The sequence below is a fragment of the Nonomuraea muscovyensis genome (assembly GCF_014207745.1).
Lineage (GTDB): Bacteria > Actinomycetota > Actinomycetes > Streptosporangiales > Streptosporangiaceae > Nonomuraea > Nonomuraea muscovyensis.
This window is the reverse complement of record NZ_JACHJB010000002.1, coordinates 2,311,985-2,326,689: the sequence shown is the minus strand read 5'-3', so window position 1 is coordinate 2,326,689 and position 14,705 is coordinate 2,311,985. Positions and strand designations below refer to the sequence as shown.

The following is a 14,705-nucleotide window of genomic DNA, read 5'->3' as shown; positions in this document are numbered from 1 at the left end:
CAAGGTCCCGCCGGACGAGGACGGGCGGCCCTATGGGCGGCCGGCGGCCTGCCGCGACCCTTGAGGTCATGGACGTCCTCGACCTCTCCCGTTGGCAGTTCGGCATCACGACCGTCTACCACTTCCTGTTCGTCCCCCTGACGATCGGCCTGTCGATCATCGTGGCCGGGCTGCAGACCGCCTGGTATCGCACCAGGAAGCCCGAGTATCTGAAGCTGACCACGTTCTTCGGGAAGCTCTTCCTGATCAACTTCGCGATGGGCGTGGTGACGGGCATCGTGCAGGAGTTCCAGTTCGGGATGAACTGGAGCGACTACTCGCGCTTCGTGGGCGACGTGTTCGGGGCGCCGCTGGCGATGGAGGGGCTGATCGCGTTCTTCCTGGAGTCCACGTTCCTCGGTCTGTGGATCTTCGGGCGGGACAAGCTGTCACCAAGGGTGCACCTGGCCACGATCTGGCTGGCGGCCATCGGGACCAACATCTCCGCCTACTTCATCCTCGCGGCCAACTCCTGGATGCAGCACCCCGTCGGCTACCGGATCAACAACGGCCGGGCCGAGCTCACCGACATCTGGGCCGTGCTCACCAACTCCACCACCCTCGTCACCTTCCCTCACGTGATCTTCGGTGCGTTCCTCACCGCCGCCGCTTTCGTCCTTGGGGTCAGCGCCTGGTTCCTGCTGCGCCGGCGCGAGGAGGCGACCTTCCGCATCTCCGCCCGCCTGGCGCTGGCCGTCGCCCTGGTCTCCGCCGTCGGCGTGTCGTTCTCCGGCCACTGGCAGGCGCAGATCATGACCGAGCAGCAGCCGATGAAGATGGCCGCCGCCGAGGCGCTGTGGGAGGACGAGCGGTCGGCCGGCTTCTCCCTGTTCGCCGTCGGCGACGTCGAGAACGGCCGCAACCACGTCAACCTGCAGATCCCGTACGGACTGAGCCTGCTGTCCACCAACACGCTGGACGGCGAGGTCGAGGGCATCAACGACATCCAGGAACGCTACGAGGCGCTCTACGGCCCCGGCGACTACCGGCCGGTCGTCGGCCTCGCCTACTGGTCGTTCCGCCTCATGATCGGGTTCGGGGCCCTGTCCGCGCTGCTGGCGCTGGCCGGACTCTGGCTGACCAGGCGCGGCAGGCTGCCCGCGGGCCGGTGGTTCCACCGGCTGGCCATCGCGGGCATCGGCCTGCCGTTCCTGGCCAACAGCCTCGGCTGGATCTTCACCGAGATGGGCCGCCAGCCGTGGACCGTCTTCGGCCTGATGCGCACCGCCTCCGCGGTCTCCCCGAACGTGGACGTCTTCTCCGTGGCCATCACCCTCGTCGGCTTCACCCTCGTCTACGCGGTGCTCGCGGTCATCGAGGTGCGGTTGCTGCTCAAGTACATCCGGCTCGGCCCCCAGGCGGACCGGCCCGAGGCCGAGTCCGCCGTCCCCACTCTGTCCTACTGACCGCCCTGACCGCCGCGACACCCGCCTGACCTGCCTGACCTGACCGAGGACTGCATCCATGGAACTCACCACCGTCTGGTTCATCCTGATCGCCGTGCTGTGGACCGGCTACTTCGTGCTGGAGGGATTCGACTTCGGAGTCGGCATCCTGCTGCCGTTCCTGTCCCGCGACGACACCGAGCGGCGCACGATGGTGCGCACCATCGGGCCGGTGTGGGACGGCAACGAGGTGTGGCTGCTGGTGGCCGGCGGCGCCACGTTCGCCGCCTTCCCCGAGTGGTACGCCACCCTGTTCAGCGGCTTCTACCTGCCGCTGTTCCTCATCCTGCTGGCGCTCATCATGCGCGGTGTGGCGCTGGAGTACCGCGGCAAGAGCGACAGCACCCGCGGCTGGGACCGGGCCTTCTTCTGGGGCTCCCTCGTCCCGGCCGTGCTGTGGGGCGTCGCGTTCGCCAACATCGTCGCCGGTGTCCCGCTGGACGCGGACCACGAGTACACCGGCACCCTGTTCACCCTGCTCGGCCCGTTCGCGCTGCTCGGCGGGCTGGCCACGCTGCTGCTGTTCACCCAGCACGGCGCGATCTTCCTGGCCCTGCGCACCACCGGCGAGCTGCGGCGGCGGGCGGTCCGCGCGTCGCGCGTCCTCGTCCCCGCGACGATGCTCGTGGTGATGGGCTTCCTCGTGCTGGCCAGGTCCGGCCCGCTGTCGTGGGTCGCGGTCGGAATGGCCTTCGCCGGCCTGCTCGGCGCCGTGCTCGCCACCGCGGCCGGCCGCGACGGGTGGGCGTTCACCGCCAGCGCGGTGGCGATCGTGGGATTCGTCGCCGCCCTGTTCACCAGCCTGTGGCCGAACGTGATGCCCGCCCTCGACCCGGCCAACAGCCTGACCGTGACCAACGCCGCCTCCAACCCGTACACGCTCACAGTGATGACCTGGGTCGCGGCGTTCTTCACCCCGGTGATCCTCGGCTACCAGGCGTGGACGTACTGGGTCTTCCGCCGCCGCCTGACCGGGGCGGTCTGACCGGGGCCCAGAGACCCGCTCCGAGGGGACCTTCGGCCCTGACCGGCCACGAAGGCCCGTGATGGGCTGGAGTCGACACCACAGGAGGTGCTGCGATGATCACCCGGACGACACAGCAGAGGGATCACGCCATCCACGTCGCGCTGGAGGCCGCCCGCTGGGCGCCGTCGGTGCACAACACGCAGCCGTGGTCGTTCGCCGTCTCCGGCGACGAGATCAGCCTCCGGGCCGACGTGGACCGCAAGCTCCGGATGGGCGACCCCTCCGGCCGCGAACTGTTGATCAGCTGCGGCGCCGCCCTGTTCACCATCCGCACGGCGCTGCGGTGCGAGGGGTTCGAGCCGGTCGTGCGGGTGCTGCCCGACCCCGACCGCCCGTCGCTGCTGGCCACGGTCACCCTGGGCGAGGGCACCGAGGTGGGTGACGTCGACGAGCACACGCGCGCGCTCGGCCGGCAGATCGAGCAGCGCCGTACGCACCGGGCCGGCTTCACCGACCTGCCCCTGCCCGACAAGCTGCTCGACGCCCTGATCCGGGAGGCGCGCACCGAAGGAGCGAAGCTCACCCCGGTCGGCTCGCCCGAGGCGGTGGAGATCGTCGCCGCGCTCACCCGCGCGGCCCAGGCGACCCAGTCGGCGGACCGGGTGCTCAACCTGGAGGTCATCCGCTGGGCCCGTCCGCCGGGCAGCTCGCGCGGGGACGGCGTCCCCGCCGAGGCCTACCCCCGGCAGGCGCCGCGCACCGACCCGCACTTCCCGCAGCGCGACTACGCCTGGCGGCACGAGTGGGGCACCGAGGGCGACCAGGGGCAGGCCACGGCCACCGGCGTGGTCGCGCTGCTGACCACGCGCGGCGACACGCGCGAGGACTGGATCGCCGCCGGCCAGGCGCTCCAGCGCATCCTGCTGGACGCCTGCGCCCACGGTGTCAGCGCCGCCTTCCACACCCAGGCACTGGAGATGTACCACCTGCGCGAGTTCCTGCGCCAGGAGGTGTGCGGCCACGAGTACCCGCAGATGATCATGCGCCTGGGGATCACCTTCGACGAGGGCGCCAGTGTCCGGCGTTCCCTGCCGGAGGTGCTCGACTGAGCCAGACGGCGCTTCCCGAGCCCATACCGCCCGGTGTGGGCTCGGGACGCTGATGGTGCGACACTGATCGTATGACGCAAGGCGAACACAGCCCGCTCATGCCCACGATGCGGCTCGACGAGCTGCTGGCGGAGCTCCAGGTGCGGCTCAACGCCGTGCTGGCCACCCGTGACCGGGTGCACGCCCTGATGGAGGCCGTCGTCTCGGTCGGCAGCGACCTCGACCTGGAGACCGTGCTGCGCCGCATCGTGGAGACGGCCACCAAGCTCGTGGACGCCAGCTACGGCGCGCTCGGCGTGGTCGGCCAGGAGCACACCCTCCTGCAGTTCATCCCGGTCGGGCTGAGCGAGGAGGAGATCGCCAAGATCGAGCACTGGCCCCACGGCCTCGGCCTGCTCGGCCTGCTGATCAAGGACGCCCGGCCGCTGCGGCTCGGCCGCATCGCCGACCACCCCGAGTCCTACGGCTTCCCACCGGGCCATCCGCCCATGGGCACGTTCCTCGGCGTGCCGGTGCGGGTGCGCGACGAGGTGTTCGGCAACCTCTACCTCACCGAGAAGCGCGGCGGCGGTGAGTTCGACGAGGAGGACGAGGCCATCGTCATCGCGCTGGCCACCGCCGCCGGCGTCGCCATCGAGAACGCCCGCCTGTACGAGGAGTCGCGCCGGCGCGAGACCTGGCTGGAGGCGTCGGCCGAGGTCACCACGACCCTGCTGACGGGCGCCGACCGGAGCCGGGTGCTGGCCATGATGGCCGCCCGCGCCCGGCAGATGAGCGACGCCGACCTGGTCCAGATCCTGCTGCCCGACGCCGATGGCGACAGCCTCTCGGTGGAGTTCGTCGAGGGTGAGCTGTGCGACGACGTGGCCGGGCTGACCGTCGAGCTGACCGCCAGCGCCGCCGGCCGGGTGTTCACCAGCGGCCGGCCGGTGGCGGCGGGAGACCTGCTCGACTCCGAGTCCCCGCTGCGCGAGCTGGGCTTCGGGCCGGAGCTGCTCATGCCGATCGGCGCCGGCCAGGCCGTGCGCGGCGTGCTCGCCCTGGCCAAGCGATCCGGGCGGCTGCCGTTCAGCGCCTCCGACCTGCGCATGCTGGAGGCGTTCGCCGGCCAGGCGGCGATCGCGCTGGAGCTGGCCGAGACGCGCCGGCACGCCGAGCGGCTGACCCTGCTGGAGGATCGCGACCGCATCGCCAAGGACCTGCACGACGTCGTCATCCAGCGGCTGTTCGCCACCGCCATGACGCTCATGAGCACGGTCCGGCTGGTCGAGCGGCCGGAGGCCTCCAGCAGGCTGCAGCACGCCATCGACGAGCTGGACGAGACGATCCGCCAGATCCGGTCCACCATCTTCGCGCTGCAGTCGGTGCCCGACGAGCAGACGCCCAGCCTGCGGGCCCGGATCGTCGAGCTGGTCGAGTCGTCGCGCGGCCACCTGGGCTTCATGCCGGGCCTGCGGATGGAGGGCCAGCTCGACAACCGGGTGCCCGAGGAGGTCGCCGAGCACCTGCTGGCCGTGCTGCGCGAGGCGCTGTCCAACGTGGTGCGCCACGCCAAGGCGTCCAGGGCCGACGTGTCGGTGGAGGTGCAGGGCGAGATCCTGACGCTCGTCGTCCAGGACAACGGCATCGGCCTGCCGACGGGCGGCCGCCGCAGCAGCGGCCTGCGCAACATGGAGGAGCGCGCGGCCAGCCTGGGCGGCTCCTTCGAGGTCAGCTCTCCCGAGTCCGGGGGGACCGCGCTCCGTTGGAGCGCGCCGATCTGATCTGCCGGCCGGTCACCTGCTCGACGTCCACCACGATGAAGTGGTCGCGCTCGCCCGGAGCCCACGCGGTCAGCGGCAGCGCCGCCAGCCGTTCGATCTCGTCGGGGTCGCACACGGCCCGCGCGTGGCCGACGGCGGTCACCGACCAGCCGGTGCGCTCCTCCGGGTCGAACTCGTCGACCTCGAAGGCCACGACGGCTTGCCGGGTGGCTGCGGCGAGCTTGGAGCCGGCGGCGGTGCGGATCACGACCCTCTCGCCGTCGAGGCGGAAGGTGACCGGCTGCACCGCGGGCAGGGCGCGATCGGTGAACACGATCCGCCCGATCGGCGTGGACGCCAGCAGCCCCAGGCACTCCTCTCGGGAGAGCACCTGCAGTCCGGACGAATCGATCGGCATGTCTCCAGGATCACTGCCACGCACGGGAGAGCCTTAGGGGCGAAGGTCCCATCATTCGCGCCGATCTACCCGCAGCCGCGCCGACAGTGCGGCGGCCTGGGTGCGGCGCTGCATGTTGAGCTTGGCCAGCAGGTTGGACACGTAGTTCTTGACCGTCTTCTCGGCGAGGAACAGCCGCTCGCCGATCTGCCGGTTGGTCAGGCCCTCGCCGATGAGGTCGAGGATGTGGCGTTCCTGCTCCGACAGCGCGGCGAGGGGGTCCTGCTTGACGGCGTGGTCGCGCAGCCGCTGCAGCATCGCCGCGGTGGTCTGCGGGTCGAGCAGCGACTGCCCGGCGGCGACCGTGCGCACCGCGCCGATCAGGTCGGAGCCGTGGATCTGCTTGAGCACGTAGCCGGAGGCGCCCGCCATCACCGCGTCGAACAGCGCGTCGTCGTCAGCGAAGGAGGTCAGCATGAGGCAGGCCAGCCCGGGCAGCCGTGAGCGGGCCTCGCGGCACACGTCGACGCCGTTGCCGTCGGGCAACCGCACGTCGAGCACCGCGACGTCGGGCTTCAGCGCCGGGATGCGGGCGATCGCCGACTCGGCGGTGCCGGCCTCGCCGATCACCTCGATGTCGTCCTCGGAGCCGAGCAGGGCCGCCACGCCCCGCCGCACCACCTCATGATCATCGACGAGGAACACACGAATCATGTCTCTGACCGTAGCGGGCATTCGCCCCGACGGGGTAGGGACCAAGGTCACCGATCCGGCCGTGAAGGTCACCGATCCTCGGGACCGCCGTGATTGTCCCGCCCGGCGGGGGACATGATGTCATCGAGCGAACATTCCGGGGAGGAACTTATGATCATCGTTGGTGTCGACGGCTCGCGGGCCGGGCTGGAGGCCGCCGGGTGGGCGGCCGGGGAGGCGGCGCTGCGCGAGACGCCGCTGCGGCTGGTCCACGCCATGCCCGACTGGGCGTGCAAGGAGGAAGGCTCCGGCCGCCTGGCGGAGGTGGCCCGGTGGATGCGGGAGGGCGGCAAGACCGTGCTCGCCGCCGCCGAGGACCGGGTCCGCCGTGAGCGGCCCAAGGTGGCCGTCGAGACGGGCCTACTGCCCGGTGACCCGCGTGCCGCGCTGATCGAGGCGTCCAGGGACGCCGAGCTGGTGGTGGTCGGCGACCACGGCATGGGCGGGGTGCGCGGTCTGCTGGTCGGGTCGGTGGCCCTCGGCGTGGCCGGACACGCCGAGTGCGACGTCGTGCTGGTCCGCGAGCTGCCCGTCTCGCCGCGCGACGAGGTGGTGGCCGGTGTCGACGGCTCTGCCACGACCGGCCGGGTGCTGGACTTCGCCTTCCGCGAGGCCGAGCTGCGCGGGCTGACGCTGCGGGCGGTGCACGCCTGGTCCCTGCCGCAGGCGGGCGGGATCCTGCCACCCGCCGGAGACGGGGAGCAGGACGAGGTGCTGCTGCTGAAGGAGCGGCTCGCCGCGCACCGCGAACGCCACCCCGGCGTCCAGGTCATCGAGGAGGTCGTGCACGGCCACCCCGTCGCGGTGCTCCGGGAGGCCGCCGCCGGTGCGGAGCTGCTCGTGGTCGGGTCGCGGGGCTACGGCACCCTCAAGGGCATGGTCCTCGGCTCGGTCAGCCAGGCCATGGTGCACCACGCCCCGTGCCCGCTGGCCGTGGTGAAACGGTGACGAAGAGCGGTCAGGAGAGACGGGTGGGCGCGCTTCCGGCGATCACCGAACCGGTAGGATGACGGTTCTGCGGCATAGATGAAGGAGGCACCCCGGTGTCCGAGTTGGAGCGCGTGCCTCCTGGCGTCAACCCCACCGTGCCGAGCTCCGCCCGAGTCTACGACTACCTGCTCGGCGGCAAGGACAACCTCGCGGTGGACCGCGCGGTCGCCGACCGGCTCCTGGCGGTCGCGCCGGACACCCGGCTCGTCGCCCGGGCCAACCGCCTCTTCCTGACCCGGGCCGTACGCCACCTGGCCCGGCAGGGCATCCGGCAGTTCCTCGACCTGGGCACCGGCATCCCCACCTCGCCCAGCGTGCACGAGGTCGCCCGCGAGGTGAACCCCTCCTGCCGTGTCGTCTACGTCGACTACGACCCCGTCGTCACACTGCACGCCCAGGTGCTGCTCGCCGGGGCGCCGGGCGTCGCCGGCATCCAGGCCGACCTGCGCCAGCCCGACGCCGTCCTGAGCGACCCGCACGTCACGGGCCTGATCGACTTCGACCAGCCACTCGCCGTGATCATGGTCGGCTGCCTGCACTTCGTGTCCGACGACGAGGACCCCGGCGGCATCGTCGCGGCCTTTCGCAAGTGGATGGCGCCGGGCAGCCACCTGGTCGTCTCCCACACCATGGCGGAGAGCAGTCCCGAGGCGATCGCCCAGCTCACCAGGGCGACCGCCGGCACGCCCGCGCAGGCCACCTTCCGCACCCACGAGCGGGTGCTGCGCCTGTTCGAGGGGTTCGAGCTGGTCGGCCCCGGACTCGTGCCCGTCCACGAGTGGACGGCCGGCGACGAGTCGGAGCCGGCGATCCCGCTGCTGGAGGGCAGGCCGGCGCTGTTGGTCGAGGGCGGCGTGGGCCGCCTGTCCGCGAACGGCGGCTGACGGCCCGCACCTGCCCGCCCTGAGGTGCTCGACGCGTCCGTACGGCCTGGGCGCCCGGCAGGCGATCCCGGCGCCGTGCCGCCGGAGTTCTCCCAACACGGTAAGAAACTCTCTGACCTGCGCTGACAAGAGGAGTGACCGCGTCCGACAGGGGTAGTAGGGGGCCACGAACGGCCCTCAAGGAGGCTCCATGAACACCCCGAGAACATCGGCGCGCTCGCCCGTGCAGCTCGCGGCCCTCGTCGTCGGCGCGGTGTTCCTGCTGGTCGGCGTGCTTGGCTTCATCCCAGGCATCACCACCGGCTACGGCGACATGAGCTTCGCCGGTCACCGCTCCGAGGCGATGCTGCTGGGCGTGTTCCAGGTCTCGATCCTGCACAACATCGTCCACCTGCTGTTCGGCGTCGCGGGCATCCTGATGGCACGCACGTGGAGCGGCGCCCGGGCCTACCTCATCGCAGGCGGCGTCATCTACCTGCTGCTGTGGCTCTACGGGCTGCTCATCGACAAGGACAGCGCGGCCAACTTCGTGCCGGTCAACGTGGCCGACGACTGGCTGCACTTCGTGCTCGGCGTCGGCATGGTCGCCCTGGGCTTCCTGCTGTCCCGTCGCCGGACGCTCACGAAGTGACGCGCTGAGGCTCCGGGCCCCGGCCGGCGGGCCGCTCCGCCCGCGGCCGGGCGTCCGGGACGGGCGTCCGCACGGCGTGCGCGCGCAGCCAGCGGTCCGAGTGCGCTGCGCGGCGCAGGCGGCGGCCCGCGTACGGGACGCCGCCGCGCAGCGCCGCCGCCAGCGCGAGCCAGCCGCAGACGGCCCGCTCCAGCACCCACACCGGCGCGAACAGGCTCGCCGTCCACGGGAACACGCGCCGGCCGCCCGCCCTGCGCCGGCCGGCCTCCGCCAGGGCGACGGTCAGCCCCGCACCCGCCGCGAGCAGGCCGTACCTGCGCCGCAGCAGCGCCAGCGCGGCGGCGGGCAGCACCGCGAGGAACACCGCCATCCGGGCCGGCTGCGCCAAGTCGTCGTAGGCCTGCCGGACCCGCTGGGACCAGAACCGGCCCGCCTCGGGCGGCAGCCGCCGGACGTACAGGCCGGCCGGGCGGCACTCGGTCCCGCCGTGCGCGCGGACCGTGCGGATGAGCTCCAGGTTCTCGAACAGCACGTCGCCGTCGTAGCCGCCCATCCGCAGGAAGAAGCCGCGCCGCACCCCGAACGTGCCGGGGTAGTCGCTGGCGAGGCTGCGGTTCAGCAGCGTGCGCGCGGTGTCCCAGCGGGCGTGCCACGGGAGCGGCTCGAAGTGGTTCTGCGGCCTGACCAGGTGCGCCCGGTCCAGCAGCGCGCGCATCCTGGCCAGGGCCGGCCGGTCGTAGCGCACGTCGTCGTCGGCGATCACCACGTGGTCGGCGCGGGCCAGCCGCAGCCCCGTCGTCACACCGTTCACCTTGCCGTTGGCGAAGCGCAGGTCGGCGGCGGGCCGCACGTGCACGACCAGGCCGCGCCAGCTGGCGGCGTGCCGCTCGAACAGCTCGTCAGGGCTGCCGTCCACCACGACCACCCGCGACGTGTGGCGGGCCAGCCGTCGCAGGTAGACGGTCAGCTCGTCCAGGGCGCCGCCACCGGGACCGTCGTCGTCCCAGCGCAGCGGCAGCACGTAGTCCAGGTCCAGGGCAGGGCCCGGGTCGGGGTCGGGGTCCGGGGCGGGGTCCGTCACGCGGACCTCGCCGCCATGCTCTCCCGGGTCCCGCTCTCCGGCTCCAGGGAGCTGAGCCCGCGCCGCCAGCGGGACAGGACGTGCCCGGCCCAGAGCCGTTCGACCGCCAGCGCGCACGCGGCGCCGTACAGGATGTCACCCGTGAGCGACGGGTCCTGGGCGGCGAGCCCCGCGCACAGGTCGTGCGCCGCCACCTGCTCGTGCACGGCGTCGGCCTGCACGTGCTCGTCGTAGAAGCGGCTGGCCGCCCGGTCGCCGCCGAGCCGTCGCAGGGCGTCGCCGTAGCGGCGGTTCGGCGCGGACGAGGTCATCTCCAGGGCCGCCAGGTGCCCGGCCAGGGCCCCGCGCAGCCGCCGGTGCAGCCCGAACAGGGACATCACGGTGGACACCGCCAGCGTGACGCCGGGTACCCGGTCCAGGTAGGCGCCATAGGAGGCGTCCAGGCCGAGCCGGGCCATCGTGGTGGCGAACAGCTCGGCGTGCATGCGCTCCGCCCGGCCGCCGCCGTACTCGTCGGCCTGGATCTCGACCAGCGCCGCCTTCGGGCCGCCGCGCAGCCGCGGGATCGCCCACGTGTGCGGGTCGGCCTCCTTCAGGTGGTAGATCGAGCGGTGCACGACGAACTCGCGGAAGACGTCCAGGTCGGCCTCACGCCGGAGGTACGCCGACAGCGGCGGGCCGTCGTCCCGCGTCAGCTCGGCCAGCGCGGCGCGCACCTCGCCGGGCGGGACGGCCGGCGGCCTCGGGACGGTGGCGGCCAGCGCGTCCTCCAGCCGCCGTTCCAGGGCGGCGCGGGTGGCCAGCAGCGACGGCTCCCACTCCCAGCGGTCGTCGACGTCGTCGAAGCCCTGGTAGTGCAGCTCGTAGCAGGCGAAGAGGGCGAGCTGCAGGTCGCCGTCGGCCAGCTCGGAGCGGCCGGGCGGCGCCCCTCGCCCGCCGGCGGGGACGGCGGCGGGCGGCGTCCCGGTGGGCAGCACGGCGGCGGGCGGCGTCCCGGTGGGCAGCATGGCGGCGGGTGGCGGGGTGGCGAGGCGGGCGAACAGGGCGGCGGTGATGGGGCCGCGCGGGCGTGGCAGACGCATCAGACCTCCTCCGGCAGCCGGTACACCGACACGTGCGCCCGGCTGGTGTCGTCGAACGGCGCGCCCGTCCAGCCGGCCCAGCGGTGCTCCAGCGCCATCCCCGCCAGGCGGGCCATCAGGTCCAGTTCGGCCGGCCAGGCGTAGCGGTGGTTCGCGGGCAGCAGCCGCACCCCGTCGGCGGTCATCCTGATCCTCGTCGTGTGCATCATCTGCCGCGCCGGTGACAGCCGGACCGCCTCCGCCGTGACCGAGTCCTCCGACATCGCGAGCAGCCGCAGCGCCTGGCCGTTCACGAACGACGCCAGGTCCGGCACCCACGCCTCCACCACGAACCTGCCCCCGGGTTCCAGGTGGTGCGCGGCGTTGCGGAAGCACGACACCTGCGCCTCCTGGGACGGCAGCGCGAAGATCGTGTTCGTGGTGAGGGCCACCAGCGTGAACCGGCCCCCCACCCTCGTCGTGGCGAAGTCGCCCACGGCGACGGGGACGTGCTCGCCCCCCGGCTTGGACCGCAGCACCTCCACCATCTCCGGCGAGCCGTCGATGCCCGCCACGGCCACGCCCCGTTCCAGCAGGGGCAGCGCCAACCGGCCGGTGCCGATGCCGAACTCCAGCACCGGCCCGTCCCCCGCGAGCTCGTGCAGCCGGTTCACGGCCGCCTCGGTGGGCAGGTCGCGGACCGTCGCGTCGTAGATGTCGGCGATGCCCCGCCCGTAGGCGGCGGCGTCGAACGCAGGCGCCATGCTTCCCCGTCTTCCCCCGTCGCTTCCCCGTCCTCGGATGAGTGCAGGTCATGCTGCCCGGCGCCGAGCTGGGCAAACGCCCGCGTCAGCCGTACGCGCAGCGGCCGCGAGGGTGGGGAGAGCGGCGGGGCCGGCACACCACGGCACACCACGACGCCCCGCGACGGATGGCCGTCGCGGGGCGTCGCCGTTCCGGTGGCCGCCCGGCTGTCCCGGGGCCACTACCGCGCGGGGTCTCGACCGGGGACTCCGCCTAGCGGGCGGCGAAGTTCTGGGTCCAGTAGATCTGGCCCTTGGCGTTCTTGGCCGCGCCGACACCGATGACGGTGTACTTGCAGTTCATGATGTTGGCCTTGTGGCCGGAGCTGTTCATCCAGGCGGTGACCACGGCCGACGGGGTCTGCTGGCCCATGGCGATGTTCTCGGCGAAGGCCGAGCCGCCCGCGAAGCCGGCTCCCCGGATGCGGTCCATGAACGTACGGCCGTCCTTGGACGTGTGGCTGAAGTAGTTCTGGGTCGCCATGTCCGAGGAGTGGCCGAAGGCGGCCTTGCGGAGCTGGGCGTCGTGCTTGAGCGGCTGGCAGCCGCCCTTGGCCCGCTCGGCGTTGGTGAGCCGGACGACCTCGTTCTCCTCGGCGGTGCCGACGCCGCCGGCGGGCGGCGTGCTGGAGGTCGGCGTGGCGGTCGGCTTCGGGGTCGCCGTCGCGGTGGGGGCGGCCGTGGGGGTCGCCGTCGGGGAGGTGGTGGGGGTGGGAGTGGGGGTGCCCGCGGGGGAGCAGGACAGGCGGACGGCCTTCGACTTGGCGGACTGGCCGCGGTAGTCGGTGGCGGTGGCGTAGTAGACGCCGGGCGCGCACGGCAGCGTCATGGTCACCCGGCCGTCGCGGATGCGCTTGGCGCCGCTCCGGACGACCCGGTCGGGTCCGGGAACGGCCCGCAGGACGCGGACGCGGACCAGGGCGCGGTTGCCGCAGTCGAGCCGGTCGGCGGAGACCTGCATCCTGCCGGTGGCGGCGACGTTCGGCGCGGCGATCGTCAGGCGGCACTCCGCCTGCGGGGCCGACGCCGCATGGGCGGTGGCGACGGGCGCGGAGACGGCCGCCACGCTCATGAGGCACGCGAGTAACCCAAGGGGTCTACGCATATGGGGGTTCCTCCAGAGATGTAGACGCTGGACGGACCCGCATTCTGTCGGCCCGAATCCCTCTTGTCAGGGAAAATCGGATATTAGTGGGACACTAGGGAACTGCTGTGAGGCCGTAACCTCCCCGTGACCTGCCCATTCACGCGACCGGAAATTTACCGAAGATCACGGACGTCCGGTGCGGCCGGCCCGCCGGCGAATCGCGCCGCGCGACGGGCCGGGCACCCGGCGTGCCCGTCGGAGCGGGAGCGCCCGGGGCGCGCGGCCATCAGCCGTTTCCCGAGATCCCGCCGGACCGAGGTCACCAGTCGAGCTCGTCGCAGCCCTTGTGGTCGGCCGGCTCGACCTGGAGGGTGGCGTGGGCGACGCCGTGGTGGTGGCGCAACACGTCGCGGGCCCGGTCCAGCACCGCGTGGTTGTCGGCGCGTTCGGCCGTCACCAGGTGTGCGGTCGCCACGTGCATGCCGGACGTCAGCGTCCACAGGTGCAGGTCGTGCACGTCGCGGACCCCCTCGATGGCCGTGAGGTCGGCGGCCACGGCCGCCGCGTCCATCCCGGCCGGCACGTGCTGGCCGAGCACCGCGAAGACCTGGCGCCCCAGCGACAGCGCGCGCACGGCGACGAACGTCCCGATGCCCAGGGCGACCAGCGTGTCCCAGAGCGGGTCGCCGGTGACGGCGACCAGCCAGCCGGCCACGATGACGCCGACCGAGCCCGCCGTGTCGGCCACCACCTCCATGTAGGCGCCCTTGACGTTCAGGCTCTCCTCGGCCCCCGCGCGCAACATCAGCAGCGCCACCACGTTGACGGCCAGGCCGGCGGCGCCCACGACGAGCATCGGACGGGAGGCGACGCTCGCCTCGGAGCCGATCCGCCCGATCGCCTCCGCCACCACGTACACCGCGACGCCCAGCATCATGGCCACGGCCAGCAGCGAGGCGAACACCTCGGCCCGGTAGGACCCGTACGTCCGCCGCCCCGTCGTGTCGGGACGGGCCGCGATGCGCGTCGCCACCAGCGCCGCGCCCAGGGTCACCACGTCGGCCGCCATGTGCCCGGCGTCCGACAGCAGCGCCAGCGACCCCGACAGCAGGCCGTACACCAGCTCCACCACGAAGAAGCAGCCGACCAGCGCGAACGCGACCGCCAGCCGCCACCGGTGCCGGGCTCCGGCGTGTCCGTGCCCGTGTCCGTGCCCCGCCCCCATCAGCGGGCGTCCTCGTCGCGTTCGGGTCGCAGGGCGTGGGTGTGCTCGGCGTGGGTGTGCTCGGTGTGGGCCACCGCCAGGTCCAGCAGCATGCGCACGTGCGCGTCCTCCAGCCGGTAGTACGCCATCCGGCCGGCGCGGCGGACCGACACCACCCGGTGGGCCCGCAGCAGCCGCAGCGCGTGGGAGACGGCCGACTCGCTCTGCCCGCTCACCGCCGCCAGGTCACACACGCACAGTTCCCCGTCGAGCAGCGCCACCAGCAACCGCAACCTGCCCGGATCGGCCAGCAGCCCGAACACCTCCGCGGTGCCCCGCAGGTCCTCCGCGACCGGCATCCGCTCCCGCACCGCCGCCACCCGCGGGGCGTCCACCACCCGGACGGCGCACCCGTCGATGGTCAGATGATTATCTGAAGACCCGTTCATATGAGCAAGATTAATACGCTCCATCCACGCCCTGTCAACAGGCCGGGGACCGGGGGAAGGCGC

Annotated in this window: 15 protein-coding genes; 7 read left to right on the top strand and 8 right to left on the bottom strand. The window is 72.7% G+C overall.

The window, feature by feature from the left end; genetic code table 11:
- The first annotated feature begins 68 nt into the window (after window positions 1–68).
- The 4 genes from FHU36_RS27560 to FHU36_RS27545 all read left to right on the top strand — a co-directional run bounded on the left by FHU36_RS27560 (window position 69) and on the right by FHU36_RS27545 (window position 5,323).
- Complete coding sequence (locus FHU36_RS27560; protein ID WP_185086700.1) at window positions 69–1,445, top strand: cytochrome ubiquinol oxidase subunit I; 1,377 nt, start codon at window positions 69–71, stop codon at window positions 1,443–1,445.
- A 58-nt stretch (window positions 1,446–1,503) separates the two neighbouring features.
- Entirely contained in the window at window positions 1,504–2,469 is a 966-nt protein-coding gene (gene cydB, locus FHU36_RS27555) for a cytochrome d ubiquinol oxidase subunit II (protein WP_185086699.1), read from the top strand.
- Between the two features lie 95 nt (window positions 2,470–2,564).
- Entirely contained in the window at window positions 2,565–3,560 is a 996-nt protein-coding gene (locus FHU36_RS27550) for an Acg family FMN-binding oxidoreductase (protein ID WP_185086698.1), read from the top strand.
- Between the two features lie 71 nt (window positions 3,561–3,631).
- Window positions 3,632–5,323 carry a GAF domain-containing sensor histidine kinase gene (locus FHU36_RS27545; RefSeq protein ID WP_185086697.1) on the top strand — a complete coding sequence of 564 codons (1,692 nt, stop codon included), beginning with the start codon at window positions 3,632–3,634 and terminating at the stop codon, window positions 5,321–5,323.
- On the opposite strand, the gene FHU36_RS27540 is transcribed toward FHU36_RS27545, so the two are convergent.
- Together FHU36_RS27540 and FHU36_RS27535 are read right to left on the bottom strand one after the other, a co-directional pair.
- Window positions 5,271–5,720, bottom strand: coding sequence for a pyridoxamine 5'-phosphate oxidase family protein (locus FHU36_RS27540; protein ID WP_185086696.1), 450 nt, complete (start codon window positions 5,718–5,720; stop codon window positions 5,271–5,273). The genes FHU36_RS27545 and FHU36_RS27540 overlap by 53 nt on opposite strands.
- Before the next feature lie 51 nt (window positions 5,721–5,771).
- Window positions 5,772–6,413 (bottom strand): response regulator, encoded by a 642-nt coding sequence (locus FHU36_RS27535; protein WP_185086695.1) that lies wholly within the window; start codon window positions 6,411–6,413, stop codon window positions 5,772–5,774.
- A gap of 150 nt (window positions 6,414–6,563) precedes the next feature.
- Here FHU36_RS27535 and FHU36_RS27530 point away from each other — a divergent pair, with 150 nt between their 5' ends.
- The 3 genes from FHU36_RS27530 to FHU36_RS27520 all read left to right on the top strand — a co-directional run bounded on the left by FHU36_RS27530 (window position 6,564) and on the right by FHU36_RS27520 (window position 8,957).
- Window positions 6,564–7,400 carry a universal stress protein gene (locus tag FHU36_RS27530; protein ID WP_185086694.1) on the top strand — a complete coding sequence of 279 codons (837 nt, stop codon included), beginning with the start codon at window positions 6,564–6,566 and terminating at the stop codon, window positions 7,398–7,400.
- A gap of 95 nt (window positions 7,401–7,495) precedes the next feature.
- A complete protein-coding gene (locus FHU36_RS27525; protein WP_185086693.1) occupies window positions 7,496–8,326 on the top strand; it encodes an SAM-dependent methyltransferase in 831 nt (276 codons plus the stop codon).
- Between the two features lie 190 nt (window positions 8,327–8,516).
- Window positions 8,517–8,957, top strand: coding sequence for a DUF4383 domain-containing protein (locus FHU36_RS27520; protein ID WP_185086692.1), 441 nt, complete (start codon window positions 8,517–8,519; stop codon window positions 8,955–8,957).
- On the opposite strand, the gene FHU36_RS27515 is transcribed toward FHU36_RS27520, so the two are convergent.
- The 6 genes from FHU36_RS27515 to FHU36_RS27490 all read right to left on the bottom strand — a co-directional run bounded on the left by FHU36_RS27515 (window position 8,947) and on the right by FHU36_RS27490 (window position 14,642).
- Window positions 8,947–10,038, bottom strand: coding sequence for a glycosyltransferase family 2 protein (locus FHU36_RS27515; RefSeq protein ID WP_185086691.1), 1,092 nt, complete (start codon window positions 10,036–10,038; stop codon window positions 8,947–8,949). The two genes, FHU36_RS27520 and FHU36_RS27515, sit on opposite strands and share 11 nt — an antisense overlap.
- Window positions 10,035–11,120 carry an iron-containing redox enzyme family protein gene (locus tag FHU36_RS27510; protein WP_185086690.1) on the bottom strand — a complete coding sequence of 362 codons (1,086 nt, stop codon included), beginning with the start codon at window positions 11,118–11,120 and terminating at the stop codon, window positions 10,035–10,037. The genes FHU36_RS27515 and FHU36_RS27510 overlap by 4 nt, the downstream gene beginning before the upstream one ends.
- On the bottom strand, window positions 11,120–11,863 hold the full coding sequence (locus FHU36_RS27505; protein WP_185086689.1) for a class I SAM-dependent DNA methyltransferase: 744 nt from the start codon (window positions 11,861–11,863) through the stop codon (window positions 11,120–11,122). The genes FHU36_RS27510 and FHU36_RS27505 overlap by 1 nt, the downstream gene beginning before the upstream one ends.
- A 253-nt stretch (window positions 11,864–12,116) precedes the next feature.
- Entirely contained in the window at window positions 12,117–13,007 is an 891-nt protein-coding gene (locus FHU36_RS44920) for a CAP domain-containing protein (protein ID WP_185086688.1), read from the bottom strand.
- 301 nt (window positions 13,008–13,308) lie between these two features.
- A complete protein-coding gene (locus FHU36_RS27495) occupies window positions 13,309–14,214 on the bottom strand; it encodes a cation diffusion facilitator family transporter (protein WP_185086687.1) in 906 nt (301 codons plus the stop codon).
- Complete coding sequence (locus tag FHU36_RS27490) at window positions 14,214–14,642, bottom strand: ArsR/SmtB family transcription factor (RefSeq protein WP_185086686.1); 429 nt, start codon at window positions 14,640–14,642, stop codon at window positions 14,214–14,216. The genes FHU36_RS27495 and FHU36_RS27490 overlap by 1 nt, the downstream gene beginning before the upstream one ends.
- Window positions 14,643–14,705: the final 63 nt, after the last annotated feature.